Origin of the sequence: Streptomyces sp. NPDC058646 (assembly GCF_042716875.1) — a bacterium.
Classification (GTDB): domain Bacteria; phylum Actinomycetota; class Actinomycetes; order Streptomycetales; family Streptomycetaceae; genus Streptomyces.
On sequence record NZ_JBHXRK010000012.1, the window covers coordinates 87,751 to 112,550 of the forward strand.

Below are 24,800 nucleotides of genomic sequence, written 5' to 3' on the forward strand. Positions count from 1 at the left end.
GCAGCACGTATGACGGTGGACGTCCCCACGCTGGTGGAGCAGGCCCGTGAAGGCCGACCGCGGGCCGTGGCCAGGCTGATCTCGCTGGTCGAGGGGGCGTCCCCGCAGCTGCGGGAGGTGATGGCCGCCCTGGCCCCGCTGACCGGCGGGGCGTACGTCGTGGGCCTCACGGGCTCCCCGGGCGTGGGCAAGTCCACATCCACCTCGGCACTGGTGTCGGCGTACCGCAAGACGGGCAAGCGGGTCGGCGTCCTCGCGGTCGACCCGTCCTCGCCCTTCTCGGGCGGGGCGCTGCTCGGGGACCGGGTGCGCATGTCCGACCACGCCTCCGATCCGGGCGTGTACATCCGGTCCATGGCCACCCGGGGGCACCTGGGCGGCCTGGCCTGGGCCGCCCCGCAGGCGATCCGGGTCCTGGACGCGGCCGGCTGCGAGGTGATCCTGGTCGAGACGGTCGGAGTCGGGCAGTCGGAGGTGGAGATCGCCTCGCAGGCGGACACCTCGGTGGTGCTGCTGGCCCCGGGGATGGGCGACGGGATCCAGGCCGCCAAGGCGGGCATCCTGGAGATCGGCGACGTGTACGTGGTGAACAAGGCGGACCGGGACGGTGCGGACGCCACCGCCCGGGAGCTGAACCACATGCTGGGCCTGGGGGAGTCCCGGGGGGCCGGTGACTGGCGGCCGCCGATCGTGAAGACGGTCGCCGCGCGGGGCCAGGGCATCGACGAGCTGGTCGAGGCGCTGGAGAAGCACCGCGCGTGGATGGACGAGCGCGGGGTCCTGGCGCAGCGGCGGGCGGCGCGGGCGGCGCGCGAGGTGGAGACCATCGCGGTGACGGCCCTGCGGGCCCGGATGGCCGACCTGCACGGTGACGCGCACCTGGACGCGCTGGCCGCCAGGGTCGCCCTGGGCGAGCTGGATCCGTACGCGGCGGCCGACGCGCTGCTGGCGACGCTGACGGAGGCCTGACCCGGGGCCTGGGGCCCCGGGCCGGCGGTCGGATTCGGGCAGCGGGGGAGTCGCTTCCCGCTCGTTCGCGGAGCCGTCAGTTGCTGTCGGTGCCGTTCCGGCCGGTGTCGTTCTGGGCGTTCTCGGCGGTGACCTTGCCCGTCGCCGGGTCAACCCTGCCCTCCCAGGTGCTGCCGTCGGAGCCGCGGACCTCGACCTGCCAGGAGTTGCCCGCGTCGTCGTCGTCCCATTCGACGGTCCAGACCGCGCCGGGATGGGCGGCCACGGCCGCCTTGACCGCCTGGTCGGCGGTGACCTTGGCGGCGATCAGCTCCTGGTTCTCGGAGGCGTTCTCGTTGGTGTCGCGGTCGCCTTCGGTGACCGTCCCGTCGGCGGCCACCTTCAGCTCGACGTGGGTCGCGCCGTCCTTGCTGACCATGTCGACGTTCCAGACGGTGCCGTCCTTGTCCAGAGCCTCGACGACGCCGGGGAAGTGCTTCAGGGCGGCCGCCGAGGCCTCCTCGGCCGTTTCGGCGGCGGGCAGGACAAGGGTGGCGGCGGGCACGGTTCTCGCCGTGTCGGCGGTCGCCGCTGCTGCGGCGGCCACCGGGCCTCCCACCGTCAGGACGACGGCCGCGGCCGCGGAGATGTACACGTTGCGCTTCATGGCTGGACCTCCTCAGGCCGGCCGCGGCGCATACGGTTGCACGGCGAGCGGCCGGCAGCGAGCATCACCGACCATTCTGCGGGCGCGGGCGGCGTACGGCACGCGGAGCGCCCGTACGCCGGGCCTCAGACCTTGCCGCGGTTGTCCCTCAGGTGCTCCGCCACGGGGCTGAGCGATTCGCGCAGCGCCGCCAGGGCCGCGGGGGGCAGCAGGTCGATGAAATGACGGCGTACGGACGCCACGTGGTGCGGGGCGACCTTGCGCATGGTCTCCATGCCCTCGTCCGTGAGCACCGCGTACAGGCCGCGGCGGTCGGACTCGCAGTTCACCCGGCGCACCAGGCCCGCCGCCTCCATGCGCGTGATCTGGTGGGACAGCCTGCTCTTGGACTGCAGGGTCGCGGTCGCGAGATCGCTCATCCGCATCCGGTGGTCGCCCGACTCCGAGAGGTTCACGAGGATCTCGTAGTCGTTGTTCGTGAGCCCGAAGGGCTGGAGATCCTTCTCCAGCTGGTGCATCAGCAGCCTGCTGACGTCCAGGTGGGTGCGCCAGGCCCGCTGCTCGGCGTCGCTCAGCCAGGGGGTCTCCCCGGACGGGGCCTCGGGGCGGGTGGCGGACTCGGTCTCCACGGTCTCCATGAATGAACTCTACCTAAAAAGTTGAATGACGTACAAAATCGTATGGTCGGGAGGGTCACAGTCCGAAACGCCGCTGGAGATCACCCAGCTGCCCCGGCATCCGCGGTACCCCCGGCGCGCCCTGGCCGCTCCCCGGAACCCCCTGCGCGTTGCCCGTGGCCGCACCCGCACCGACCGTGCCGACGGCCTGATCCGCCATCAGCAGCTCCGTGGACTGCAGCAGCACCGTGCCCGCCCCCACGAACTCGAACTGGTGCTCCTCGCCCGAAGCGCCCCCGATCCCCGTGAGCGAGCGCAGTCCGCCCATCACGCCCGCCATGTAGCCGTGGTCGTAGTGGTGGCAGGGCGAGGGGCAGTCCGCCCATCCGACCAGTGCCTGCGGGTCCACGCGCAGCGGCGGTTCCATGAACACCACCGGACCGTTGGACGCAGCCACGAACTTCCCGGTTCCGATCAGCGTGAGGAATCCGGGGACGATCGACTGCTTCAGGGCGAGGGAGGGCTGGTAGGCGAGCAGGTTGCCCGACCGGATCGTCAGGTTCCCGTTGTCCAGGTCGAACGAGTTCACGTCGAACGCCCGGTCGGCGAGCAGCATCTTGCCCTGCCCCTCGGCCACCACCCAGTCGCTCGCGTGCAGCGGCGAGTGGAAGCTGGTGCGCAGCAGGCGGTCGAAGCGGCCGTGGCCGATCCCGTTGAACTCGATGCTCCCGTAGTACGAGATCATCTTCCCCTTCTGCAGGAACCACTGGCTCCCCTTGAGCTCCACGCAGAAGGTGTACGCGTTCACGTTGTCGTCGGAGGGCAGGGTGTACGGGTCGAAGACCGTCGGACCGCCGGGCCCGCCCGTCACGGGGCCAAAGTTCACAGCTTCTCCTCCGAGGCCTGTACGTACACCGCGCCCTGGCCGGACAGCTCCAGCTGGAACGCCTCGCCCGAACCGCGCCCCACCATGTCCCGCCAGCCGAGCGCGGTGGACAGCTTGTTGCGGACGTCGCCGTGGTGGGCCACGTACGCCTGCGGGTCCACGTGCACCGGGCGCTGCGGGGTGATGGGGAGTTCGATCACGCCGCCGTGGGCCATCACGGCCACCGAGCCGTGGCCCTTGAGCGTGGTGGTGAACAGGCCCTGGCCCGTCACCTGGCCGCGCACCATGCCCATGACCCCGCCCTGCGAGCCCATGAACATCGTGCCCTGCTGGAGGGTGCCGTCGAAGGCGAGCAGCCGGTCCGCCTCGACGTACAGGGTCTCGCCGGTCAGGTTGATCACCTGGATGTGGTGGCCGCCGTGGCCGAACATCACCGTACCGCTGCCCTCGACCGTCATCAGCGGGGTCTGCTCGTTCGCCACGCGGCGCCCGATCATGCCCATGACCCCGCCCTGACCGCCGGCCAGGCTCGGCGTGAAGGACACCTCGCCGCGGTACGCGAGCATCGCGCCGCGCTGGCTGTACATCTTCTGCCCGGGGACGACCTGGGCCTCGACCATCTTGGAGTTGACCTCGCGGAACGGCATCAGATGTCACCCCCGACGGTGTTGCGCTCGCTGGGCTGCACGTACACCAGCCCCTCCCCCTCGAAGCGGATCTGGAACGCCTCGCCGGAACCCTCGCCGATCAGCGTGCGGAAGTTCACGCCCGACTGGAACGACTGCTGGAGGTTGCCGGTGTGCGCGATGTACGCCCCCGGGTCCACGGAGAGCGGGTACTGGGCGCTCACGCGCAGCACCACCGCCGGGCCGTCGGACATGATCGCGGCCTGGCCCGACCCCTCCACGGTCGTGGTGAACAGGCCGTTGCCCGTCGCCCCGCCGCGCAGGCCGGTGAAGGTGGTGCCGGTGCGCAGGCCCGCATCCGTGCAGAGCAGGTTGCTGGATTCGACGTAGAGCTTCTCGCCGCGGAGAGCGACCAGATTGATCTCGCTCGCGCGGTCGGCGAAGAAGCAGGTGCCGTGTCCCTGCACTTCCATCACGGTCATCTGTTCGCCGGTCAACCGCCGGGTCACCATGCCCCGGAGGCCTTCGCCGCCGCCGGACATCTTCTTGAAGGCCATCTGACCGTCGTACGCGACCATGGAGCCGTTCTTCGCTTTGACGGCGTCCCCGGTCAGGTCGACGGCGAGCACCTTGCTGCCTTGGAGTCGGAACTGAGCCACAGGACGACGTTATCGGCAGCGGGCGAGCACGAACAGGGCCCAGTGGCCGATATGCGCCACACTCGGGCGCCGCGGGCTCTTCGCGGGCCCCGCCGGACCGGGCCGCGGGGAGCGGCCCCCGGGTCAAGATCCCGTAAAGCGGCTGAGACACTGGGACCGACCCTGACCTCCACCCCGAAGGTTCTCCGTGGACATCAAGACCGCCTCCGCCCTGCACCGGCTGCGCCTCATCTCCGTCCCGGAGGCGCTGTCCTTCCCCGCGCTGCTGATCTTCGGCTCGCTGCTGAGCCGGATCTCGGACATCGACTTCCTGATGATGCCGCTCGGCGTCCTCCACGGGATCCTGTTCGTCATCTACGCGATCTTCCTGCTGGATGTCTGGAACAAGGCCAAGTGGCCGTTCACCAAGGTCCTCCTCTTCTTCGTCCTCGCGCTGCTGCCCTTCGGCGGCCTGTACGGCGACAAGCTCCTCAAGCGCGACGAGGCCGACAGCGTCGTCGCGGCCCGCGCCCGTGAGGCGGCCGAGGCGTGATCGTCGCGTTCTCCGTGACCCCGCTGGGGGTCGGTGAGGAGGTCGGCGCGTACGTGGCCGACGCGGTCCGGGTCGTACGCGAGTCCGGGCTGCCCCACCGCACCGACGCCATGTTCACCACCGTCGAGGGCGAGTGGGACGAGGTGATGGACGTGGTCAGGCGCGCGGTGGCCGCCGTGGAGGCACGGGCGCCCCGGGTCTCCTTCATCCTCAAGGCCGACATCCGTCCCGGCGTCAGCGACGGGATCACCTCGAAGGTCGAGACGGTGGAACGCCACCTCGCCGAGGGCTGACCCCAGATCAGTCCTTGGCGCGGCGGGCGAGGCCGAGGGCGCATTCCGGCCACCACCTGCCGCGTCCGGGCCGCCCCGGCAGGTCCCGTCGGACGTGCCGGGACGCCTGACCCACAGGTACGCGTCCACGAGCGGGTCCCCGGTGACGGCGGTCGGCGCCGCCCCCCAGGGACCGGCCCGGCGGATTGCACGCGGCCCGCTCCCCGTCACCGGGCAGCGGGCCGTCGCCGTTGCGGCCCGTGTCGAGGACGAAGTGCCGTCGGCGCGGGCGGGACCGGCCTCGCGGAGGGGCCCGACGAGGTCGAGCGGGTCCGGGATCCGGGCCGGGCCGCCCGCGTCCAGGTAGACCCTGGTGTCCGGGTTCTTCTTCAGCCGGTCGACGGCCTCGGCGAGCAGCCGCCCGCGCCCGGCGCGGTGGGCCGGCGCCGTGCAGCCGCCGGCGGCGTGGACGAGGGAGTCCGGCTCCAGGACCACCAGGGCCCGGGTGTCACCGATGGCGTCCGCGACGGCGCCGATCCAGCTGCGGTAGGCCCGTGCGTCGCGCGCACCCCCGGGGCGGGTGCTGCCCGCAGGCGCGGTACGGGATGCCGTGCGCGGCCGGCACCAGGGTCTGCCGGGCCGCCCTCGCGCCCGCCGCGGCCCGGCGCAGTTCGGGGCCGGGGTCGCCGCCCGGGACCCACAGGGCCTGCGGGCGGTCCGCGATCCGGCGCAGTACCTGGGCGTCGCCGTATCGCCCCTGCGCCTCCCAGGCCGTGACCTGCCGGGCGGCCTCGCTGCGGGGGTCGACCCAGAACGCGGAGGCGCCGCCCGCGGGGGAGGCGGCCGGGGTCCCGCCACCGGCGGCCGGCCGGGCCTGCGGCCGGTCGCCGCCGCAGCCGGGGAGCGCCACGAGCAGCAGGGCGAGGCCGAGGGCGGCGAGGGGACCGCGGGAACGGGCGGGCCTTCGGGAGGCCCCGGGTGCGCGGGAGGGGGCGGCGGGACCGGCGGGGCGGCGTCGGCCTGACATCCCGGCTCCTCGGTGCGAAGGATCGGGCAGCGAACCGGGACATCCTGACATGACGGTCCGTCAGCCCTCGTCTCGACACCGCATCCCGCCGGATGACGCTGCCGGGGGAGCGCCGTCACGGGGCCCGGCACGCTTCAGTCGTGATCGCCGGTCGTGAGGGCGATGGCCAGGGGCGTGCGCTCGTAGAGGATCTGGTGCCCGTGGCGGGCCGAGACCAGGAGCCCGGCCGCGCGCAGCACCCCCAGGTGGGCCGAGACGGTGGACGGGGCCAGGCCGAGGCGGTGGGCCAGGGCCGTGGTGGAGGCGGGTTCGTGCAGGGTGCACAGCACATCGGCCCGGACGCGCCCCAGCAGCCGGGCCAGGGCCTGCGGCGCCGGGCCCGCCCCGGCCGTCCACAGGGCCCCGATGCCCCGGGCCGGGTAGACGACGGTCGGCTGCCAGGGCGGGTCGAAGCCGCCCGCGATCTGCGGCCAGACGAAGGCGCTCGGCATGAGGAGGAGGCCCTGGCCGCCCAGCACGCGCTCGTGGTGACTGGGCCGCTCGATGGTCAGGGTGAGGGAGGCGGCGTCCCAGGAGAGGTCCGGGTGCAGGCCGTCGAAGAGCGACTCCAGTCCGCCGGCGGCGAGGCGGCGGGTGTGGAAGAGGACGTCGGCCTCCAGCAGGGCCCGCAGCCGCGGCCAGTGCGGCTCGACCAGGACGTTCCAGGCCCGTTCCAGCAGATCGGCCAGCTGGTGCACCGCCCGCGCCGGATCGGCGAGCATCGCCCGGCCCAGCTCGCTGTCGAGCGCGCCCGGCGTGCAGGCCAGCGCCTTGCGCATGTCCTCGCGCGCCTCGGCCGGATCGGCGGCGCGGACCAGCGCCAGCTCCTCCTCGAAGGAGACTCCGGGGCCGCCCGGCGGCGGGCTGATGAAGTCCGTGCTGTGTCCCCGGCGCGGCATCAGCAGCCACAGCGGCCGCAGGTCCAGCCCGTCGGCCGCGGCGCGGATCCGCCGCAGCCAGGGCAGGTGGTAGCCCTGCCGGTCCGGGCGGGCCAGGGTGCGGACCGCCTCCTGCGTCTCCCACACGGGTGACAGCGCGAACCGGCACCGCAGCAGGTCCCCGTGGCCGAACCGGTGGTGCAACCCCATCCGCGTCCCCTTCCTTCTTCCCGTGCTCTCCGCCCGACGGTGCCGTCGCGGGGGACGGCACCCAGGGAACGCCGTCTCCCGGGACACTGCCCCAACATTCGCGCCCAGGCGAATCCCTGGGGCGCCGCACCTGCGGCCGGGACGCTGGACCCCATGCCATCCGCCACCCAGGCGCCCGGGCGGTCCGCACCGCCACCGGGCTACCGCTCCGTGTTCCGCGTCCGGGAGTTCCGGACCGTCTTCGCCGGACACCTCCTGTCCGTGCTCGGCCTCGTCGTCGCCGAGATCTCCCTCACCGTCCTCGTCTACCGGGCCACCGGCTCGCCGCTGATGAGCGCGCTCACCTTCGCCCTCGGCTTCCTCCCGTACGCCCTCGGCGGCACCCTGCTCGCCGGGATCGCCGACCGGTATCCGGCCCGGCGGGTGCTCGTCGGATGCGACCTCGTCTGCGTGGCCGGCGCCGCCGCCATGGCCTTCCCGGGCACGCCGATCCCGCTGCTCCTCGTACTGCGCTGCGCCCTGGCCTTCGTGGCACCGCTGTTCCAGGGCACGCGCAACGCCTCCCTCGCCGACATCCTCGGCAGCGGCGACGCCTTCGTCCTCGGCCGGTCGCTGCTGCGCATGGTGGCGCAGAGCGCCCAGCTCGTCGGCTTCGGCCTCGGCGGGCTGCTGCTGACCGTGCTCGCCCCGCGCGCGGCCCTCGCCCTCACCGCCGCCGGATTCCTCTGCTCGGCGCTCCTGCTGGGCCTGGGCACCCGCGCCCGCCCGGCCCGCGCGGCCGACCCGTCCGCCCGGAAGGGGCCTGCCGCCCTCGCCGGCCTGCGCGCCGTGCTCGGCGGGCGCCGGGTGCGCGCCCTCACGCTGCTGTTCTGGCTGCCGCCCGTCTTCGTCGTCGTGCCCGAGGTGCTGCTCGCCCCGTACGTCGACGGCCTGGGCGCCGGCACCGCCACCCTCGGCCTGCTGATGTGCGCGCTGCCCGCCGCGACCATCGCGGGCGAGGTGTTCGCCGGCTCCGTGCTCACCGCCCGAACGCGTTCCCGGATCGTGGCCCCGCTCGCCGCCGTGTCCCTCCTGCCGCTCGTGCTCTTCGTGCTGCGGCCCGGCGTGCCCGGGGTGCTCGTGGCGCTCCTGCTCGCCGGCCTGGCCCACGCCCACAGCCTGGGGCTCGACCAGTGGTGGGTGGACGCCGTCCCCGCCGAGCTGCGCGGCCGCGCCATGACCCTGCTCAGCACGGGCCTGATGACCCTCCAGGGCGTCGGGATGGCCCTGGCCGGTCTCGCCGCCGAGTTCGCGCCGGTGCACGTGGTCGTCACCGGCTCCGGGATCCTCGGCACGGCCGTGGTCCTGCTGCTCCTCGCGGAGCTCCGCGCCGCCGCCCGGGAGGGGGCGGGGCCGAGGAGTGAGACGGGGGTGGCCGCCAAATGACCGACCGGTAGGGTCTGGTGCGTGCCCAAGCCGCTCAGTCTTCCCTTCGATCCCATCGCCCGCGCCGACGAGCTGTGGCAGCAGCGCTGGGGGCCGGTCCCCTCGATGGCCGCCATCACTTCGATCATGCGGGCGCACCAGATCCTGCTCGGCGAGGTCGACGCGGTGGTCAAGCCGTACGGACTGACCTTCGCGCGGTACGAGGCGCTGGTGCTGCTCACCTTCTCCAAGGCGGGCGAGCTGCCGATGTCGAAGATCGGCGAGCGGCTGATGGTCCACCCGACGTCGGTGACGAACACGGTGGACCGGCTGGTGCGCTCCGGACTCGTCGACAAGCGGCCCAACCCGAACGACGGCCGCGGCACCCTCGCGTCCATCACGGACAAGGGGCGCGAGGTCGTCGAGGCCGCCACCCGGGACCTGATGGAGATCGACTTCGGCCTCGGCGCGTACGACGCCGAGGAGTGCGCGGAGATCTTCGCGCTGCTGCGGCCGCTGCGGGTGGCCGCCGCGGACTTCGAGGAGAAGTAGCCGGACCGGTCCGGACCGGCCCCGATCCGGATCCGGGCCCGCGTCAAGATCGAGCAAAACGGACGGTTAGGCTCGTCCGCATGAAACGAAGCGTGCTGACCCGCTACCGCGTCATGGCCTACGTGACCGCGGTCATGCTCCTGATCCTGTGTGCCTGCATGGTGGCGAAGTACGGCTTCGACACCGGCGCCGGCCTGACCTTCGCGGTCTCGCAGGCCCATGGTGTCCTCTTCATGATCTACCTGGTCTTCGCCTTCGACCTGGGCTCCAAGGCCAAGTGGTCGTTCGGCAAACTGCTCTGGGTGCTCGTGTCGGGCACGATTCCGCTGGCCGCTTTCTTCGTCGAGCGCAAGATCCGCGCCGAGGTCGAGCCGCTGGTCAGCGACGGTCCGGCCGCGGTCAGGGCCTGATTTCCCGCAACCCCCGGGGGTGATCCCCCGGGGTTTCCCATCGACATTTACTAGGACGTCCTAGTAAATTCGTATCCATGGACGCTCACGGCATCGAGGAAGGCCGCCGTCGCTGGCAGGCCCGCTATGACAAGGCCCGCAAGCGAGAGGCCGACTTCAGCACGCTCTCCGGCGATGCGGTGGACCCGGTGTACGGGCCCCGGCCCGGCGATGCGTACGAGGGGTTCGAGCGCATCGGGTGGCCCGGCGAGTACCCGTACACCCGGGGCCTGCACGCCACCGGCTACCGGGGGCGGACCTGGACCATCCGGCAGTTCGCCGGCTTCGGGAACGCCGAACAGACCAACGAGCGGTACAAGATGATCCTCGCCGCCGGCGGCGGCGGGCTCTCGGTCGCCTTCGACATGCCGACGCTCATGGGGCGGGACTCCGACGACCCCCGCTCCCTCGGCGAGGTCGGGCACTGCGGGGTCGCCATCGACTCCGCCGCCGACATGGAGGTCCTCTTCAAGGACATCCCGCTGGGCGACGTCACGACCTCGATGACGATCTCCGGTCCCGCCGTGCCCGTCTTCTGCATGTACCTCGTCGCCGCCGAGCGGCAGGGCGTGGACCCGGCCGTGCTGAACGGCACGCTCCAGACCGACATCTTCAAGGAGTACATCGCCCAGAAGGAGTGGCTCTTCGAACCCGAGCCGCACCTGCGCCTCATCGGCGACCTCATGGAGTACTGCGCGAAGGGCATCCCGGCGTACAAGCCGCTGTCCGTCTCCGGCTACCACATCCGCGAGGCCGGAGCCACGGCCGCGCAGGAGCTGGCCTACACCCTCGCCGACGGCTTCGGCTACGTGGAGCTCGGGCTCTCACGCGGCATGGACGTGGACGTCTTCGCCCCCGGCCTCTCCTTCTTCTTCGACGCACACCTCGACTTCTTCGAGGAGATCGCCAAGTTCCGTGCCGCCCGCCGGATCTGGGCGCGCTGGATGAAGGAGGTCTACGGGGCGCAGAGCGAGAAGTCGATGTGGCTGCGCTTCCACACCCAGACCGCCGGGGTCTCCCTCACCGCCCAGCAGCCGTACAACAACGTCGTGCGCACCGCCGTGGAGGCCCTCGCGGCCGTCCTCGGCGGCACCAACTCGCTGCACACCAACGCCCTCGACGAGACCCTCGCGCTGCCGAGCGAGCAGGCGGCCGAGATCGCCCTGCGCACCCAGCAGGTGCTCATGGAGGAGACGGGCGTGGCCAACGTGGCCGACCCGCTGGGCGGTTCCTGGTACGTCGAGCAGCTCACCGACCGCATCGAGGCCGACGCCGAGAAGATCTTCGACCAGATCAAGGAGCGCGGGCTGCGCGCCCACCCGGACGGACAGCACCCGATCGGACCGATCACCTCGGGGATCCTGCGCGGCATCGAGGACGGCTGGTTCACCGGCGAGATCGCCGAATCGGCCTTCCAGTACCAGCGGTCGCTGGAGAAGGGGGACAAGCGCGTCGTCGGCGTCAACGTCCACCACGGATCGGTCACCGGGGACCTGGAGATCCTCCGGGTCAGCCACGAGGTGGAGACCGTCCAGGTGCGGGAACTGGCCGCGCGCAAGGGCCGCCGGGACGACGCCGAGGTCGGCGCCTCGCTCAAGGCCATGCTCGAAGCCGCCCGGGACGGGTCGAACATGATCCCCGCCATGCTGGACGCGGTGCGCGCCGAGGCGACGCTGGGCGAGATCTGCAACGTCCTGCGCGAGGAGTGGGGCACCTACACGGAGCCGCCGGGCTTCTGAGCGGCCCGCACGGGGTGGGGAACGGCCGGCCGCGGCGCCTTTACGGGGGCCCCGTGACCGGCCTTCCCGGGTGAACCGGCCCGGGAAGCCCCGCCCGGAACCGGGGGCCCGAGCCGGAGCCCGAGCCGGACCTGATGCGGACGGAGCCGGAGCCGGAGCCGGACCGTGAGCCGACGGAGCCGGAGGGCCGCCCGAGGGCGGGGGTCAGGCCGGGTCCGGGCCCCGCAGGCCGTGCATCAGCAGGGCCGTGAAGGTGGCCACCCACAGCTCGTCCACCGGCTCGGAGCTCACCAGTGCCCGGTGGACCACCGTGCCCGCGATCACGTCGAAGATCAGGTCCGTGGTGTGGTCCGCGAGGGCCTCGTCCTCCTCGCGCGGGAGCTCGCCGCGCGCCTGGGCCCGTTCGCGCCCCAGTACGACGAGACGTTTCTGCCGTTCGACGATGGCCGACCGGATCCGGTCCCGCAGCGCCTCGTCCCGGGTGGACTCGGCGACCACGGCCATCAGGGCCGTACGGGCCTCCGGGCGGCGCAGCAGCTCCGCGAACCGGAGGACCACGTACTCGATGTCGGCCTCCAGTGAGCCCCGGTCCGGCAGCTCCAGCTCGTCGAAGAGCTCCGCGACCGCGTCCACGACCAGCTCGTTCTTACCCGCCCAGCGACGGTAGAGGGTGGTCTTGGCGACCCCCGCGCGGGCCGAGACGTCGCCCATCGTCAGCTTCGACCAGCCCAGCTCCACCAGTGCGTCCCGCGTCGCCGCGAGGATGGCCGCGTCCGCCGCGGCGCTCCGCGGCCGTCCGGTGCGGCCGGTCCCGGAGCTGGTGTCGGTGCTCGTGCCGGTGGTCGGGTTGCGCATGGGCGAGACCATACCGGTCGGTAGGGGAAGCTCCGGGCCGGGAATCGCTGTGGTTCAGATCACGGGGCAGGGGCGGCCGCGAGGAGTTACGCTACGGCTCGTAGCGTAAGAGCGACGACCACGCGAAGGGCTACAGGCGCCAGGTGGGGACCCGGCGCCGACCGTTCAGGACCGCAGTTCCACGACCGCAGCACCACCGCACCACCCGCGCCGACCCGCTGCACGGCGGGTCGGGCGCGGCAATTCACGCGATCTTTTTCGTCGACGCGCGCACTCGGGGGAGGATGTACGCATGCAGCCCAGAAACATGTCCATGAGCGGCGTCGTCGACCTCGCCGCGGTGAAGGCGGCCGGCGAGGCCAAGGCGAAGGCCGAGCAGGCCCGCGCCGAATCGGCACGGCAGGCAGCCCGGGGGGGCGGCGGTGTGTCCGCCGGCGCCGTCGCGCCGTCCGCGCTCGTCATCGACGTAGACGAGGCCGGCTTTGAACGCGATGTGATCCAGCTCTCCGCCGAGGTCCCGGTCGTCCTCGACTTCTGGGCCGAGTGGTGCGAGCCGTGCAAGCAGCTCAGCCCGCTCCTGGAGCGGCTGACCGTCGAGGCGAACGGCCGCCTCGTCCTGGCGAAGGTGGACGTCGAAGCCAACCAGATGCTGATGCAGCAGTTCGGCATCCAGGGCATCCCGGCCGTCTTCGCCGTGGTCGCCGGCCAGGTGCTGCCCCTCTTCCAGGGCCTGGCCCCCGAGCAGCAGATCCGCGAGACCCTCGCCCAGCTGGTCCAGGTCGCCGAGGAGCGCTTCGGGCTCATCGGCATCGAGGTCGACCCGAACGCCGAAGGCGCCGGTCCGGGCGCCGCCGATGCCGTGGCCGAGGCCCCGGCCGGTCCGCACGACGCGCTGCTGGAGGCGGCCGTCGTCGCCCTGGACGCGGGCGACCTGGGCGGTGCGGTGCAGGCGTACAAGAACGTGCTGGCCGACGACCCGGGCAACACCGAGGCCCGGCTGGGCCTGGCCCAGGCGGAACTGCTCGTCCGGGTGCAGGACATGAACCCGCAGGCGGTGCGTACCGCGGCCGCCGAGAACCCGCGCGATCCCGCGGCGCAGATCGCCGCGGCCGACCTCGACCTGGTCGGCGGGCACGTGGAGGACGCGTTCGGGCGCCTCGTGGACACCGTCCGCGTGACGTTCGGTGACGACCGGGACTCCGTGCGGCTGCGGCTGCTGGAGCTGTTCGAGGTCATCGGGGCGGACGACCCCCGGGTCACGGCGGCGCGCACGGCGCTCGCCCGGGTGCTCTTCTAGGCCCGCACCACACGGCTTCCCGTCCGTCGACGGTCCACCGGCGGTTTGTTGACACGGAGATAAACAGCGGCCGCGTTTTGCCAAAACTTGGCAAACGCGGCCGCTGTTACTCGCAGTAAGTCAAACTCCGTGAACTGTCCGGAGTGTTCCCACTTCCACCGTTCTGTCGTGGCCCTCGGTCACACCCTGTGTTGCTGCCCGATGGCAGCGGGTCGGGCCCCGGTTATCTGACCGTTACCCGTCAGTAACGAACCCCCTTGTGCCCCGGCCGGGAATGGACCACGATCGGCGACGCTCGGTCCTTCCCGCGGAGCCGCTCATCCGGAGCCGCAGTGAGGGGTCCCCACCGAGCCGGCCGGTGGCAGTTGCACCGGCCGTGGGACAGGGGGGTCTCTGCCGCACCGGCGGGGCCTGTCCTCCAGGTTGCGCGAACGCGTGGCCCAGTGGTTGTCGCTCGGGGGTGAACGCCGGTGTATCGGACGTGGCACGGTCGCGGCCCGGCCGCCTGCGCTCCTTCCCGAGGACGTAGCACTTCTCCCATCCCAGGACGGGCACGGCCCGGACCGGAGATGTACGTCCGAGAAGGAGGAACGAAATGAGTTCTCAGGTTCGTGGCGGGACCAGATGGAAGCGCTTCGCGCTCGTCATGGTCCCGAGCATCGCGGCCACGGCCGCGGTCGGTGTGGGTCTGGCGCAGGGTGCCCTCGCGGCGTCCTTCAGCGTCTCCGGCCAGGACTTCAAGGTCTCGGCCGACAAGCTCGACGGTGACAACCTCATCCAGTACGGCGGTATCGCCGAAGGGCACGAACTCGGCACGAACAAGCCGGTTCAGCACCCGGTCACCATCTCCGGGTTCAGCCACGCCAAGATCACGAACATGTGCCAGTCCCTGGTCACCCCGACGCCGCTGGGCAACATCACCCTGCAGCTGCGGACCGGCCACAAGGGCACGCCGGCCGAGGCCGACAACATCTACCTGGATGTGGCCGAGCTCGACGCCGACGCCGAGTTCAAGAACCTGGACATCGGTGTCGCGGTCAGTGACCCGAGCCACGACAACAAGATGAAGCCGCAGCCGGGCACGGTCAACGAGCGGAACAAGTACGCGTTCTCGCAGCGTGCCGAGAAGGCGGTCCTGACGAACGTGCGCCAGAAGGCGTGGGCGACCACGGCGGGCACGTTCAAGCTTCCCGACCTGAAGCTGCGCCTGCTCGGTGGCGACCAGCCGTGCTACCAGGACGAGAAGTAGTCCGTCCCGGCGGGTGACCGGAAGGGCGGCCGGCGGCGCGGGTCGCCGCCCGCCCCTCCGGGCTCCACAGAGTTCTCACGTACCACCGTTTCCAGGGAGCTGTTGTCCATGAACCCCCAGTCCCCGGTGCACGCCGCAGACGACCACTGGCTCACCGTGGCTCGCCACACCTTCCGTGCCTGGAGAGGCAGCCGTCCTTTCTGGGCCGGTCTGTTCACGCTCCTCGGTGGTCTGCCCATCGCCTACTTCCCGTACGCGGACCTGCGGCTGGGCAACGTCACCCTCGCCATGGCCACCACCGGCGGGGCCGGTGCGCTGATCATCGGCGTACTGCTGGTCACGCTGGGCCTGGCCCTGTGGTTCCAGCAGACCATCCGTGTCTTCGCGGGCGTCGCGGCGATCCTGCTGGCCCTGGTGTCGATTCCGGTGTCCAACCTCGGCGGCTTCTTCATCGGCTTCCTCTCCTCGCTGATCGGCGGCGCACTCGCGCTGTCCTGGGCTCCCGCCGACCCGGTGGAGGACGAGGCGGAGGCCGCGGCGGACGACCAGGGGCACCAGGAGCCGGTGCGCCTGGGCAAGTCCGATGCGATGGCAGGCCCCCAGGGCATCCCCGGACAGCGCGAGACGGAAACGCCTGCACACGCGAGCGAGACGACAGCCCACGCCGATGGCGGGAGGAACAGTGCGGGGTGACGAGACGCAGCGGGGCGCGGCCCCAGCCGCAGAGTCCGGTGAGAACAAGGGGCCGCGGCACGCCGCCCCCAGGAAGTCGCTGCTGAACAAGCTCCAGATACCCGTCGGCCGGACGATGGCGCTGGCCGCGATGCCGACCGCCGTGTTCGTCGGGATGGGCATGGCGCCGAAGCTGGCCGTGGCCGACGACAAAGAGATCCCCTTCGCGCCCGGGCCGTGCGTGACGCGGTCCGACGAGCCGGAGGAGTCGGCTTCGCCGACGCCCTCCAAGACGCCCGCGCCGAGCACGTCGCCCACCGCGACACCGTCCCCCTCCGCGTCCGGTACGCCCAAGCCCGGCGTGACCCCGCAGGCGGTCAAGCCGGAGTCCGGGCCCGGGTCCGAGCCCGCGGCCGACAAGCCGGCCGGCACCCCGGAGGCGAAGAAGCCGGACCCGGCCACCACGCCGGCGCCGTCCAGGACCCCGAACCCGCTGGACCCGCTGGGCGTCGGCGACGCCCTCAAGGGCCTCGTCGACGAGCTGGGCAAGCCGTTCACCGGCGGCCTGGGCAAGGCGGCCCCGGCACCTGCGCCCACCCCGAGCGGCGCGCAGACACCGGACCCGGCCGCCGAGGCGATCCGGGAGGCGGCGAAGCAGGCCGGCGCCGAGGTCGCGGAACTGCCGCAGGACGTCAAGGACACCGCGAAGACGCCGAAGGACGAGACCGGCAAGAAGCCCGGTACGCCCGGGGAGGCGGACGGCAAGGCCGAGGACAAGGCCGAGGACGAGGACAAGGCCGAGGACAAGGGGAAGACCGGCGACGAGGAGGCGAAGCCCGGGGCGACGAAGGACGCGGACGGGAAGGAACCCTTCCCCTGCCCGACCTACGACGCCCAGGCCCTGGCCGACGCCGAACTGGAGCAGGGAATCCCGCTCCTGCCGGACCAGCCCTGGTACCTCGACAGCTCCCTGCTGACCCTCTACGGCCTCGACTACCACGGCATCGTCGAGGTGAAGACGGCCAGTGGCAAGACCAAGAAGGTCCTGAAGTTCACCGCGGACTCGCTGGACATCAAGGACCTGTACCAGACGGTCGGCAAGGAGGGGCACGTCGCCCATCTGAAGTCCCGGCCGGGCTCCACCTCCGAGATCCGCGGCGGCACGGTGACCATGTACACCGAGAGCCTCAAGGGCAACCTCTTCGGGCTGATCCCGATCGAGTTCACCCCCAACAGCCCGCCGCCCCTGAACGTCCCCTTCGCGTTCTTCACGGACGTCAAGGTCGTCCAGGCGGGCCAGTTCGGCGGCACCCTGACCGTCCCGGGCCTGCAGAACTACATCGGCCCGCCGGAGTAGTCCCGTACCCGGACGTGCTCCCGGCGGCCCCGGCCGCCGGGAGCATCGCCGTGCCCGCCGGCGGGGGCACGGACGCGCCGAGGGCGGCACCCCGTCGTTGCGGGGTGCCGCCCTCGGCCTCTGTGCGGCGCAGTCGTGCGGTGCCGTGCGGCGTCAGGCCTGTTCGCCGCCGCCCAGGTGGTGGACCCGGACCATGTTGGTGGTGCCGGGGACGCCGGGGGGCGAACCGGCGGTGATGACCATGGTGTCGCCGTCGTTGTAGCGCTGGAGCTTGAGCAGCTCGCCGTCCACCAGGTCGACCATCGCGTCGGTGGTGTCGACGTGCGGGACGATGTAGGACTCGACGCCCCAGCTCAGCGTGAGCTGGTTGCGGGTGTTGGCGTCGGTGGTGAAGGCCAGGATCGGCTGGGTCACGCGGTAGCGCGACAGCCGGCGGGCCGTGTCACCGGACTGGGTGAAGGCGATGAGCGCCTTGCCGCCGAGGAAGTCCGCGATCTCGCAGGCCGCGCGGGCGACGGAGCCGCCCTGGGTACGGGGCTTCTTGCCCGGGACCAGCGGCTGCAGGCCCTTGGAGAGGAGCTCCTCCTCGGCCGCCACGACGATCTTCGACATCGTCTTGACGGTCTCGATCGGGTAGGCGCCCACCGAGGACTCGGCCGACAGCATGACCGCGTCCGCGCCGTCGAGGATGGCGTTGGCCACGTCGGAGGCCTCCGCACGCGTCGGACGGGAGTTGGTGATCATCGACTCCATCATCTGGGTCGCGACGATCACCGGCTTGGCGTTGCGGCGGCACATCTCGATGAGCCGCTTCTGGACCATCGGGACCTTTTCGAGCGGGTACTCGACGGCCAGGTCACCACGGGCCACCATGACCGCGTCGAAGGCGTCGACGACGGCCTCCATGTTGGCGACGGCCTGCGGCTTCTCGACCTTGGCGATGACGGGGACCCGGCGGCCCTCCTCGTCCATGACCTTGTGGACGTCCTTGACGTCGTTGGCGTCGCGGACGAAGGACAGGGCGACCATGTCGCAGCCCATCCGCAGGGCGAAGCGGAGGTCGTCGACGTCCTTCTCCGACAGGGCGGGGACGTTCACTGCGGCACCCGGCAGGTTGATGCCCTTGTGGTCCGAGATGACACCGCCCTCGATGACGATGGTCTTGACCCGCGGGCCCGAGACCTCGGTCACCCGGAGCTCGACGTTGCCGTCGTTGATCAGGATCTGGTCGCCCTTGGAGACGTCGCCGGGCAGGCCCTTGTAGGTGGTGCCGCAGATGGACTTGTCGCCGGGGACGTCCTCGGTGGTGATGGTGAACTCGTCACCGCGCACCAGCTCGACCGGACCCTCGGCGAAGGTCTCCAGACGGATCTTGGGGCCCTGGAGGTCGGCGAGGACGCCGACGGCGCGCCCGGTGTCCGCGGAGACCTGCCGGACGCGGTCGTACCGCTCCTGGTGTTCTGCCTGGGATCCGTGGCTGAAGTTGAATCGGGCCACGTTCATGCCTGCCTCGATGAGCGCTTTCAGCTGCTCATACGAGTCGACGGCGGGGCCCAGCGTGCAGACGATTTTGGAACGGCGCATGGAGCGGATCCTATCGGTTTGTTTCGTAGCGGAATATTCCGTCTGGTGGAAAGTCCAAGTGACTACTCGGTAACCAGCGCATACGCCTGGGTGGCGATCTCCAGTTCCTCATCCGTCGGGACCACGGCCACGGCCACCCGGGCGTAGTCCGGCGAGACCAGACGCGGCTCGCCGGAGCGCACCGCGTTCGCCGACAGGTCCAGCGCCAGGCCCAGCTCGGCCAGCCCTTCCACGGCAGCCTCCCGGACCTGGTGGGCGTTCTCGCCGACCCCGGCCGTGAACGCCACCGCGTCCACCCGCCCGAGCACCGCCGAGTAGGCGCCGATGTACTTCTTCAGGCGGTGGACGTACGAGGCGAAGGCCGTCGCCGCCGCCTCGTCGCCCTCGCCCGCACGCCGCAGTACCTCGCGCATGTCGTTGTCGCCGCACATGCCCAGCAGACCGCTCTTCTTGTTCAGGAGCGAATCGATCTCATCCACCGAGAGGCCGCCCACCCGGGCCAGGTGGAAGACGACCGCCGGATCCAGGTCACCGGAGCGGGTCCCCATGACCAGTCCCTCCAGCGGGGTCAGGCCCATGGAGGTCTCCACGCACACGCCGCCGCGGACCGCCGAGGCGGAAGCTCCGTTGCCCAGGTGCAGCACGATCACGTTCACGTCCTCCACCGGCCTGCCCAGCAGCCCGGCCGTCGCCCGCGAGACGTAGGCGTGGGAGGTCCCGTGGAAGCCGTACCGCCGGATGGCGTACTTGTCGGCCGTCGCGGCGTCGATGGCGTACCGGGCGACGTACTCCGGCATCGTCGAGTGGAAGGCGGTGTCGAAGACCGCGATCTGCGGGATGTCCGCGCGCAGCCCGCGGGCCACCTCGATGCCCGTCACGTTCGCCGGGTTGTGCAGCGGAGCCAGGGGGATCAGGTTCCGGATCTCCGCCAGCACCACGTCGTCGATCACGGTCGGCCGGGTGAACCTCGTCCCGCCGTGCACCACCCGGTGCCCCACGGCGGCCAGTTCGGGGGAGTCCAGGCCCATCCCGTCGGCGGCCAGCTCCTGCGCCACGGCGCCGAGGGCCGCCTCGTGGTCGGCGATCGGGCCGAGCCGCTCGCGCTTGGCGCCCCCGGCCGCCGCTGCCCCGTCGGCGCCGGCCAGCCGCTCGTGCACCAGCCGGGAGCCCCCCTCCCCGATGCGCTCCACCAGGCCCACGGCGAGGCGGGAGCGGTCCGCCATGTCGAGCAGCTGGTACTTGACCGACGAGGAGCCGGAGTTGAGGACGAGTACGCGCGATGCGGTCACGGGTGCGGAGCCTTCTCGTGTGGGGGAGGTGACGGTCGTACGGGCGGTCATGCGGAGGGGGCGGGGTCCTCGGCCGGTGTCTGCGCCTGGATGGCGGTGATCGCCACCGTGGTGACGATGTCCTGGACGAGCGCCCCGCGCGAGAGGTCGTTGACCGGCTTGCGCAGGCCCTGGAGCACCGGGCCGACCGCGACGGCGCCCGCCGAGCGCTGCACGGCCTTGTACGTGTTGTTGCCCGTGTTGAGGTCGGGGAAGATCAGCACCGTCGCGCGGCCGGCCACCTCGGAGTCGGGCAGCTTGGTCGCGGCCACCGAGGGCTCCACGGCGGCGTCGTACTGGATCGGCCCCTCGATCAGCAGGTCCGGGCGCTGCTCGCGGACGATCTCGGTGGCCTTGCGGACCTTGTCCACGTCGGCTCCGGTGCCCGAGGTCCCGGTCGAGTACGAGAGCATCGCGATCCGCGGCTCGACGCCGAACGCGGCGGCGGTGGCGGCCGACTGGACGGCGATGTCGGCGAGCTGCTCGGCGCCCGGATCCGGGTTGACCGCGCAGTCGCCGTACACGAGGACCTGGTCGGCCAGGCACATGAAGAAGACCGAGGAGACGATGGACGCCTCGGGCTTGGTCTTGATGATCTCGAAGGCCGGGCGGATGGTCGCGGCGGTGGAGTGCACCGAGCCGGAGACCATGCCGTCGGCAAGGCCCTCCTGGACCATCAGGGTGCCGAAGTAGTTGACGTCGGTGACCACATCGGCGGCCAGCTCGACGGTCATCCCCTTGTGGGCGCGGACCTTGGCGTAGTACTCGGCGAAACGTTCCCGCAGCGGGGAGAGCGCCGGGTCGATGAGCTGCGCGCCCGAGATGTCGATGCCGAGGTCGGCGGCCTTCTTCAGGACGGCCTGCTCCTCGCCCAGCAGGGTCAGGTCGCAGACCCCGCGGCGCAGCACCACGTCCGCCGCGCGCAGCACGCGCTCCTCGGTGCCCTCGGGCAGGACGACGCGGCGCCGCTGCGAGCGGGCCCGCTCCAGCAGCTCGTGCTCGAACATCATCGGCGTGACGCGCTCCGAGCGGGACACCGACAGCAGGTCGCGCAGCTCACCGGTGTCCACGTGGCGCTCGAAGAGGCCGAGGGCCGTCTCCAGCTTGCGCGGCGTCGCGGAGTTCAACCGGCTCTGCAGCGAGAAGAGTTCCGCTGCGGTGGGGAAGCTGTTCCCGGCCACCGAGACCACGGGGGTGCCCGGCGCCAGCTTCGAGGCCAGCGTGAGGACGTCCTTGCTCGGGCGCTCGTTGAGGGTCAGCAGCACACCGGCGATCGGCGGGGTCCCGGAGGTGTGCGCGGCCAGGGCGCCGACGACCAGGTCGGAGCGGTCGCCGGGGGTGACCACCAGGCAGCCGGGGGTCAGGGCGTTCAGGAAGTTCGGCAGCATGGCACCGCCGAACACGAAGTCCAGGGCGTCGCGGGCCAGCCCGGCGTCGTCGCCGAGGAGCACCTCGCCGCCCAGCGCCCGGGTGATCTGCGCGACGGTCGGCGCGGAGAGCGACTTGTCGTCCGGCAGCACGTAGCAGGGGACGGGCAGCCGGGCGGCCAGCCGCTCGGCTATGGAGTCCCGGTCCTCCGCGGCCACCCGGTTGACGACCATCGCGACGACGTGGCAGCCGAGGCTCTCGTAGGCGCGGTACGCGTTGCGGGTCTCGGCGCGCACGGCGTCGGCGGGGTGCTTGGTGCCGCCCACGACGGGCACGACCACCGCACCGAGCTCGTTGGCCAGGCGGGCGTTGAGGGCCAGCTCGTCGGGGAGGTTGGTGTCGGCGTAGTCGGTGCCGAGGACCAGCATGACCTCGTAGTCACGGGCCACCCGGTGGTAGCGGTCCACCAGCTGGGAGACCAGTTCGTCGGTGCCCTTCTCGGCCAGGAGGACGGAGGCCTCGCGGTACTCCATGCCGTAGGCGGTCCCGGCGTCCTGGTCGATCCGGTAGCGGGCCTTCAGCAGGTCGAAGAGCCGGTCGGGTCCGTCGTGGAGCAAGGGCCGGTAGACGCCGACCCGGCCCGTCTGCCGGGTCAGGAGTTCCATGATCCCCAGTTCGACGACCTGCCGGCCGTCCCCCCGCTCGATACCGGTCACGTACACGCTGCGCGTCACGCGTGCTCTCCGTCCCATGCTGTGAATGTCTGATTGGTATGACTCGACCTCTTGACAGTACCTCCGCCAGTGGATAGGACGCCCCCCGGGAAAAGGGCCTGGCAGGAGGGGTCGAAGGGCCTGGTGGCCGGAGCGTCACAAGACGCGCGGCACCCCGCGACCGTGGAACAATCGGACAGGCTTCATCATTACGCCCTTCATTTGTACGGCAGGAGACACAGCACGATGCGTATCGGAGTTCTCACCGCAGGCGGCGACTGCCCGGGCCTGAACGCTGTCATCCGTTCGGTCGTACACCGCGCCCTGGTCGGCCACGGCGACGAGGTCATCGGCTTCGAGGACGGTTTCAAGGGCCTCCTGGACGGCCATTACCGCCCCCTCGACATCAATGCCGTCAGCGGCATCCTGGCCCGTGGCGGCACCATCCTGGGCTCGGCCCGCATGGAGCGTGCACGCCTCCACGAAGCCGCGGAGAACGCACAGGAATTGGCGAGGCGCTACGACATCGACGCCCTGATCCCGATCGGCGGCGAGGGCACCCTGACGGCCGCCCGGATGCTGTCGGACGCGGGGATGCCCGTCGTGGGCGTGCCGAAGACCATCGACAACGACATCTCCTCCACCGACCGCACCTTCGGCTTCGACACCGCCGTCATGGTCGCCACCGAGGCCATCGACCGCCTCAAGACCACCGCCGAGTCGCACCAGCGCGTGATGGTCGTCGAGGTCATGGGGCGCCACGCGGGCTGGATCGCCCTGGAGTCCGGCATGGCCGGCGGAGCCCACGGGATCTGCCTGCCGGAGCGGCCCTTCGAGGTGGACGCCCTGGTGAAGATGGTGGAGGAGCGATTCTCGCGCGGGAAGAAGTTCGCCGTGGTCTGCGTCGCCGAGGGCGCGCACCCGGCGGAGGGCTCCATGCCGTACGAGAAGGGCGCGATCGACCAGTACGGCCACGAACGCTTCGCCGGCATCGGCAACCGCCTCGCCGTCGAGCTGGAGCACCGCCTGGGCAAGGAGGCCCGCCCCGTCATCCTGGGCCACGTCCAGCGCGGCGGCACCCCCACCGCCTACGACCGGGTGCTCGCGACCCGCTTCGGCTGGCACGCCGTGGAGGCGGTCCACCGCGGCGACTTCGGCAACATGACCGCCCTGCGCGGCACCGACATCGTGATGGCCCCGCTGGCCCACGCGGTCACCGAGCTGAAGACCGTCCCCGATGCCCGCATGTACGAGGCCGAGTCCGTCTTCTGAGCCGCCCCGGGCCGCCCGCAGGCCCCGGACGGGGCCGCCGGGGCCGGCCCTGCGGCCCGCGGGACGGGGACTTCCGCCCCCGACCGGGCCCCCGAAGGGCCCCGGTCCGTCCACGACGGGGCCGCGGCCGGGTGCGCCGGCCGTCGTACGGGCGCTGCCGGGCAGCGGCGGCGCAGGGTCGTCCGGCCGGTCAGGCCGCACCGCCCGCCAGGCGCCAGAACCGGTCCACGATGTCCGTGAGGAACTCCCGCCCCGAGTCCCCGCGCCCGGCCTCGCCCTCGCCGCCGCCCCAGCTCAGGGTCGCCACCATCCGCGACTGGTACTCCCCGTGCAGCTGGTCCAGCACCCGCTCCAGGTGCGCCTTGGGGATCGGCAGCAGTTTGCCCAGCGGCTTCACGTACGCCTGCCAGCGGGTGGTCACCGCACTGCGCAGCAGCTCGGCGAGCTCCTCCTGCTTCCCGGTAGCCGTCACGAACTGGGCCAGCGTCAGCCCCAGCAGCGCCGCGAGCGCCGCCGACTGCCGTTCGTTGCCCCGCCAGCGCCCGGTGTCCTCCATCTTCTGGTAGGAGTTCGCCTCCAGACCGACCCGCCGGGCCAGCTCCTCGGCGGCCAGCCCCCTGGCCATCCTGTGCTCCCGCAAGGTGACGGGCTCGGCGAGCAGCTCGCCGGGGGAGCACCACAGGACGCCTGCGAGAGCGGTGAGTTCGGCGGAGGAGGGCGAGATCTCGCCACGTTCCCACGCCATCACCGTCTCGGGCGTGACGAGCATTCCGTACTGGGCGCGAAGGCCATAGGCGACATGACCGGGCGCCATGCCCAGGGCCGCGCGCAGGCGACGCGCGGCGGGGGCATTGAAAGGTGGGCTGGAGTGCACACGGCACACCGTAGAGATGGCTGGGGCGTGGCGACTACAGACCAAACAAACAAGCCCATAACTCGTAGGAAAGTCCTATGAAATTCAGGGCATTAGTCGGCTTTCTTAGCGACTGTCCGGTAATCGGTGCCACGGGAAGATCTTTTCTCAGGATACGGTTCCAGCCATTCCCCATGAGCGCAAGACCCATGACACCGCTCACACCCTGTGAACCGGCCGCCACTCCCGTACGTGATCCATACCGGGGCCCCTCGCATACGGGGGTGGCGAGGGGCCCGCACCGTCCTTGCCTTGACGCCAGCGTCAAGGATTACCGTCGGGACATGCGCATCGGCGAACTGGCCGAGCGGGCCGGGACCAGCACCCGGACGCTCAGGTACTACGAGACCCGGGGACTGCTGCCCGCACGGCGGGACGGCAACGGCTACCGGACCTACGACGAGGACGACCTGCGGCTGCTGCGCCAGATCCGCATGCTCCAGGACTTCGGCTTCGAGTTGGAGGAGACCCGGCCCTTCGTGGACTGCCTGCGCGCCGGGCACCCGGCCGGGGACTCCTGCCCGGCCTCGCTGGCCGTGTACCGGCGCAAGCTCGCCGAGCTCGACAGCCTGATCGGCCAGCTGACCGGAGTGCGCGAGCAGGTGGCGAGGCAGCTGGCCGGCGCCGAGGAGGCCGCGGGCGCTGCCGCGGCGCCCCGCTGCGAGATGACGGGCTGACCCGCCCGCG

Annotated in this window: 24 protein-coding genes and 1 pseudogene; 13 read left to right on the forward strand and 12 right to left on the reverse strand. The window is 71.7% G+C overall.

The window, feature by feature from the left end; genetic code table 11:
- The first annotated feature begins 9 nt into the window (after positions 1-9).
- A complete protein-coding gene (gene meaB / locus ACFWUZ_RS16835; protein WP_384372767.1) occupies positions 10-969 on the forward strand; it encodes a methylmalonyl Co-A mutase-associated GTPase MeaB in 960 nt (319 codons plus the stop codon).
- 76 nt (positions 970-1,045) lie between these two features.
- Here the strand turns inward: meaB and ACFWUZ_RS16840 are convergent, their stop codons facing one another.
- From ACFWUZ_RS16840 to ACFWUZ_RS16860, 5 genes are all read right to left on the reverse strand, one after another.
- Entirely contained in the window at positions 1,046-1,615 is a 570-nt protein-coding gene (locus ACFWUZ_RS16840; RefSeq protein ID WP_384372769.1) for a PepSY domain-containing protein, read from the reverse strand.
- Between the two features lie 125 nt (positions 1,616-1,740).
- Positions 1,741-2,244 carry a MarR family winged helix-turn-helix transcriptional regulator gene (locus ACFWUZ_RS16845; protein ID WP_384372990.1) on the reverse strand — a complete coding sequence of 168 codons (504 nt, stop codon included), beginning with the start codon at positions 2,242-2,244 and terminating at the stop codon, positions 1,741-1,743.
- Positions 2,245-2,308: 64 nt separating this feature from the next.
- Positions 2,309-3,118, reverse strand: coding sequence for an AIM24 family protein (locus ACFWUZ_RS16850; protein WP_384372771.1), 810 nt, complete (start codon positions 3,116-3,118; stop codon positions 2,309-2,311).
- Positions 3,115-3,765 (reverse strand): AIM24 family protein, encoded by a 651-nt coding sequence (locus ACFWUZ_RS16855; protein ID WP_384372773.1) that lies wholly within the window; start codon positions 3,763-3,765, stop codon positions 3,115-3,117. Before ACFWUZ_RS16855 ends, ACFWUZ_RS16850 begins: the two co-directional genes overlap by 4 nt.
- Entirely contained in the window at positions 3,765-4,403 is a 639-nt protein-coding gene (locus tag ACFWUZ_RS16860) for an AIM24 family protein (RefSeq protein WP_384372775.1), read from the reverse strand. Before ACFWUZ_RS16860 ends, ACFWUZ_RS16855 begins: the two co-directional genes overlap by 1 nt.
- Before the next feature lie 187 nt (positions 4,404-4,590).
- On the opposite strand from ACFWUZ_RS16860, the gene ACFWUZ_RS16865 reads away from it, so the two are divergent.
- Positions 4,591-4,935: a DUF3817 domain-containing protein gene (locus tag ACFWUZ_RS16865; protein ID WP_384372777.1), complete on the forward strand. Its 345-nt coding sequence runs from the start codon at positions 4,591-4,593 to the stop codon at positions 4,933-4,935.
- Positions 4,932-5,228, forward strand: coding sequence for an MTH1187 family thiamine-binding protein (locus tag ACFWUZ_RS16870; RefSeq protein ID WP_384372779.1), 297 nt, complete (start codon positions 4,932-4,934; stop codon positions 5,226-5,228). Before ACFWUZ_RS16865 ends, ACFWUZ_RS16870 begins: the two co-directional genes overlap by 4 nt.
- Positions 5,229-5,235: 7 nt before the next feature.
- On the opposite strand, the pseudogene ACFWUZ_RS16875 reads toward ACFWUZ_RS16870, so the two are convergent.
- Positions 5,236-6,234, reverse strand: a pseudogene (locus ACFWUZ_RS16875) (glycoside hydrolase family 6 protein).
- 134 nt (positions 6,235-6,368) lie between these two features.
- A complete protein-coding gene (locus ACFWUZ_RS16880) occupies positions 6,369-7,361 on the reverse strand; it encodes a DUF5937 family protein (protein WP_384372781.1) in 993 nt (330 codons plus the stop codon).
- A 153-nt stretch (positions 7,362-7,514) separates the two neighbouring features.
- Here ACFWUZ_RS16880 and ACFWUZ_RS16885 point away from each other — a divergent pair, with 153 nt between their 5' ends.
- The 4 genes from ACFWUZ_RS16885 to ACFWUZ_RS16900 all read left to right on the forward strand — a co-directional run bounded on the left by ACFWUZ_RS16885 (position 7,515) and on the right by ACFWUZ_RS16900 (position 11,505).
- Positions 7,515-8,786: an MFS transporter gene (locus tag ACFWUZ_RS16885; RefSeq protein WP_384372783.1), complete on the forward strand. Its 1,272-nt coding sequence runs from the start codon at positions 7,515-7,517 to the stop codon at positions 8,784-8,786.
- 21 nt (positions 8,787-8,807) lie between these two features.
- Positions 8,808-9,317 (forward strand): MarR family winged helix-turn-helix transcriptional regulator, encoded by a 510-nt coding sequence (locus ACFWUZ_RS16890; RefSeq protein WP_384372785.1) that lies wholly within the window; start codon positions 8,808-8,810, stop codon positions 9,315-9,317.
- A gap of 80 nt (positions 9,318-9,397) precedes the next feature.
- A complete protein-coding gene (locus ACFWUZ_RS16895) occupies positions 9,398-9,727 on the forward strand; it encodes a DUF3817 domain-containing protein (RefSeq protein WP_384372787.1) in 330 nt (109 codons plus the stop codon).
- A gap of 77 nt (positions 9,728-9,804) precedes the next feature.
- Entirely contained in the window at positions 9,805-11,505 is a 1,701-nt protein-coding gene (locus ACFWUZ_RS16900) for a methylmalonyl-CoA mutase (protein WP_384372789.1), read from the forward strand.
- Between the two features lie 204 nt (positions 11,506-11,709).
- Here the strand turns inward: ACFWUZ_RS16900 and ACFWUZ_RS16905 are convergent, their stop codons facing one another.
- Positions 11,710-12,360, reverse strand: a complete 651-nt coding sequence (locus ACFWUZ_RS16905) for a TetR/AcrR family transcriptional regulator (RefSeq protein WP_384372791.1) — start codon at positions 12,358-12,360, stop codon at positions 11,710-11,712.
- Positions 12,361-12,652: 292 nt separating this feature from the next.
- Between ACFWUZ_RS16905 and ACFWUZ_RS16910 the strand changes: the two genes are divergently transcribed.
- The 4 genes from ACFWUZ_RS16910 (at position 12,653) to ACFWUZ_RS16925 (ending at position 16,935) form a co-directional block, all read left to right on the forward strand.
- Positions 12,653-13,657 carry a tetratricopeptide repeat protein gene (locus ACFWUZ_RS16910; protein WP_384372793.1) on the forward strand — a complete coding sequence of 335 codons (1,005 nt, stop codon included), beginning with the start codon at positions 12,653-12,655 and terminating at the stop codon, positions 13,655-13,657.
- 595 nt (positions 13,658-14,252) lie between these two features.
- On the forward strand, positions 14,253-14,906 hold the full coding sequence (locus tag ACFWUZ_RS16915; RefSeq protein WP_384372795.1) for a DUF6230 family protein: 654 nt from the start codon (positions 14,253-14,255) through the stop codon (positions 14,904-14,906).
- 108 nt (positions 14,907-15,014) lie between these two features.
- Positions 15,015-15,599 (forward strand): DUF6114 domain-containing protein, encoded by a 585-nt coding sequence (locus tag ACFWUZ_RS16920; RefSeq protein ID WP_384372797.1) that lies wholly within the window; start codon positions 15,015-15,017, stop codon positions 15,597-15,599.
- Complete coding sequence (locus ACFWUZ_RS16925; protein WP_384372992.1) at positions 15,589-16,935, forward strand: hypothetical protein; 1,347 nt, start codon at positions 15,589-15,591, stop codon at positions 16,933-16,935. Before ACFWUZ_RS16920 ends, ACFWUZ_RS16925 begins: the two co-directional genes overlap by 11 nt.
- A gap of 153 nt (positions 16,936-17,088) precedes the next feature.
- Here ACFWUZ_RS16925 and pyk read toward each other — a convergent pair whose 3' ends face one another.
- The 3 genes from pyk to pta form a co-directional block, all read right to left on the reverse strand.
- A complete protein-coding gene (pyk, locus tag ACFWUZ_RS16930) occupies positions 17,089-18,519 on the reverse strand; it encodes a pyruvate kinase (protein WP_384372799.1) in 1,431 nt (476 codons plus the stop codon).
- Between the two features lie 62 nt (positions 18,520-18,581).
- On the reverse strand, positions 18,582-19,808 hold the full coding sequence (locus ACFWUZ_RS16935) for an acetate kinase (RefSeq protein ID WP_384372801.1): 1,227 nt from the start codon (positions 19,806-19,808) through the stop codon (positions 18,582-18,584).
- Between the two features lie 47 nt (positions 19,809-19,855).
- A complete protein-coding gene (gene pta, locus ACFWUZ_RS16940; protein WP_384372803.1) occupies positions 19,856-21,949 on the reverse strand; it encodes a phosphate acetyltransferase in 2,094 nt (697 codons plus the stop codon).
- Positions 21,950-22,174: 225 nt separating this feature from the next.
- Between pta and ACFWUZ_RS16945 the strand changes: the two genes are divergently transcribed.
- Complete coding sequence (locus tag ACFWUZ_RS16945; RefSeq protein ID WP_384372805.1) at positions 22,175-23,200, forward strand: ATP-dependent 6-phosphofructokinase; 1,026 nt, start codon at positions 22,175-22,177, stop codon at positions 23,198-23,200.
- 190 nt (positions 23,201-23,390) lie between these two features.
- Here the strand turns inward: ACFWUZ_RS16945 and ACFWUZ_RS16950 are convergent, their stop codons facing one another.
- Positions 23,391-24,014 (reverse strand): helix-turn-helix domain-containing protein, encoded by a 624-nt coding sequence (locus tag ACFWUZ_RS16950; RefSeq protein ID WP_384372994.1) that lies wholly within the window; start codon positions 24,012-24,014, stop codon positions 23,391-23,393.
- A 383-nt stretch (positions 24,015-24,397) separates the two neighbouring features.
- On the opposite strand from ACFWUZ_RS16950, the gene ACFWUZ_RS16955 reads away from it, so the two are divergent.
- The gene (locus tag ACFWUZ_RS16955) at positions 24,398-24,790 is read left to right on the forward strand and encodes a MerR family transcriptional regulator (protein WP_384372807.1); all 393 of its coding nucleotides are present in this window, start codon (positions 24,398-24,400) and stop codon (positions 24,788-24,790) included.
- Positions 24,791-24,800: the final 10 nt, after the last annotated feature.

What these genes read in the sequence shown, in the direction of transcription:
- ACFWUZ_RS16915 (WP_384372795.1), top strand. Translation starts at nt 14,253, where the DNA reads ATGAGTTCTCAGGTTCGTGGCGGGACCAGATGGAAGCGCTTCGCGCTC.
- ACFWUZ_RS16920 (WP_384372797.1), top strand. Translation starts at nt 15,015, where the DNA reads ATGAACCCCCAGTCCCCGGTGCACGCCGCAGACGACCACTGGCTCACC.
- ACFWUZ_RS16950 (WP_384372994.1), bottom strand. Translation starts at nt 24,014, where the DNA reads ATGGCGCCCGGTCATGTCGCCTATGGCCTTCGCGCCCAGTACGGAATG.
- ACFWUZ_RS16945 (WP_384372805.1), top strand. Translation starts at nt 22,175, where the DNA reads ATGCGTATCGGAGTTCTCACCGCAGGCGGCGACTGCCCGGGCCTGAAC.
- pyk (WP_384372799.1), bottom strand. Translation starts at nt 18,519, where the DNA reads ATGCGCCGTTCCAAAATCGTCTGCACGCTGGGCCCCGCCGTCGACTCG.
- ACFWUZ_RS16885 (WP_384372783.1), top strand. Translation starts at nt 7,515, where the DNA reads ATGCCATCCGCCACCCAGGCGCCCGGGCGGTCCGCACCGCCACCGGGC.
- ACFWUZ_RS16880 (WP_384372781.1), bottom strand. Translation starts at nt 7,361, where the DNA reads ATGGGGTTGCACCACCGGTTCGGCCACGGGGACCTGCTGCGGTGCCGG.
- ACFWUZ_RS16900 (WP_384372789.1), top strand. Translation starts at nt 9,805, where the DNA reads ATGGACGCTCACGGCATCGAGGAAGGCCGCCGTCGCTGGCAGGCCCGC.
- ACFWUZ_RS16905 (WP_384372791.1), bottom strand. Translation starts at nt 12,360, where the DNA reads ATGCGCAACCCGACCACCGGCACGAGCACCGACACCAGCTCCGGGACC.
- ACFWUZ_RS16840 (WP_384372769.1), bottom strand. Translation starts at nt 1,615, where the DNA reads ATGAAGCGCAACGTGTACATCTCCGCGGCCGCGGCCGTCGTCCTGACG.
- ACFWUZ_RS16910 (WP_384372793.1), top strand. Translation starts at nt 12,653, where the DNA reads ATGCAGCCCAGAAACATGTCCATGAGCGGCGTCGTCGACCTCGCCGCG.
- ACFWUZ_RS16895 (WP_384372787.1), top strand. Translation starts at nt 9,398, where the DNA reads ATGAAACGAAGCGTGCTGACCCGCTACCGCGTCATGGCCTACGTGACC.
- ACFWUZ_RS16955 (WP_384372807.1), top strand. Translation starts at nt 24,398, where the DNA reads ATGCGCATCGGCGAACTGGCCGAGCGGGCCGGGACCAGCACCCGGACG.
- meaB (WP_384372767.1), top strand. Translation starts at nt 10, where the DNA reads ATGACGGTGGACGTCCCCACGCTGGTGGAGCAGGCCCGTGAAGGCCGA.
- ACFWUZ_RS16855 (WP_384372773.1), bottom strand. Translation starts at nt 3,765, where the DNA reads ATGCCGTTCCGCGAGGTCAACTCCAAGATGGTCGAGGCCCAGGTCGTC.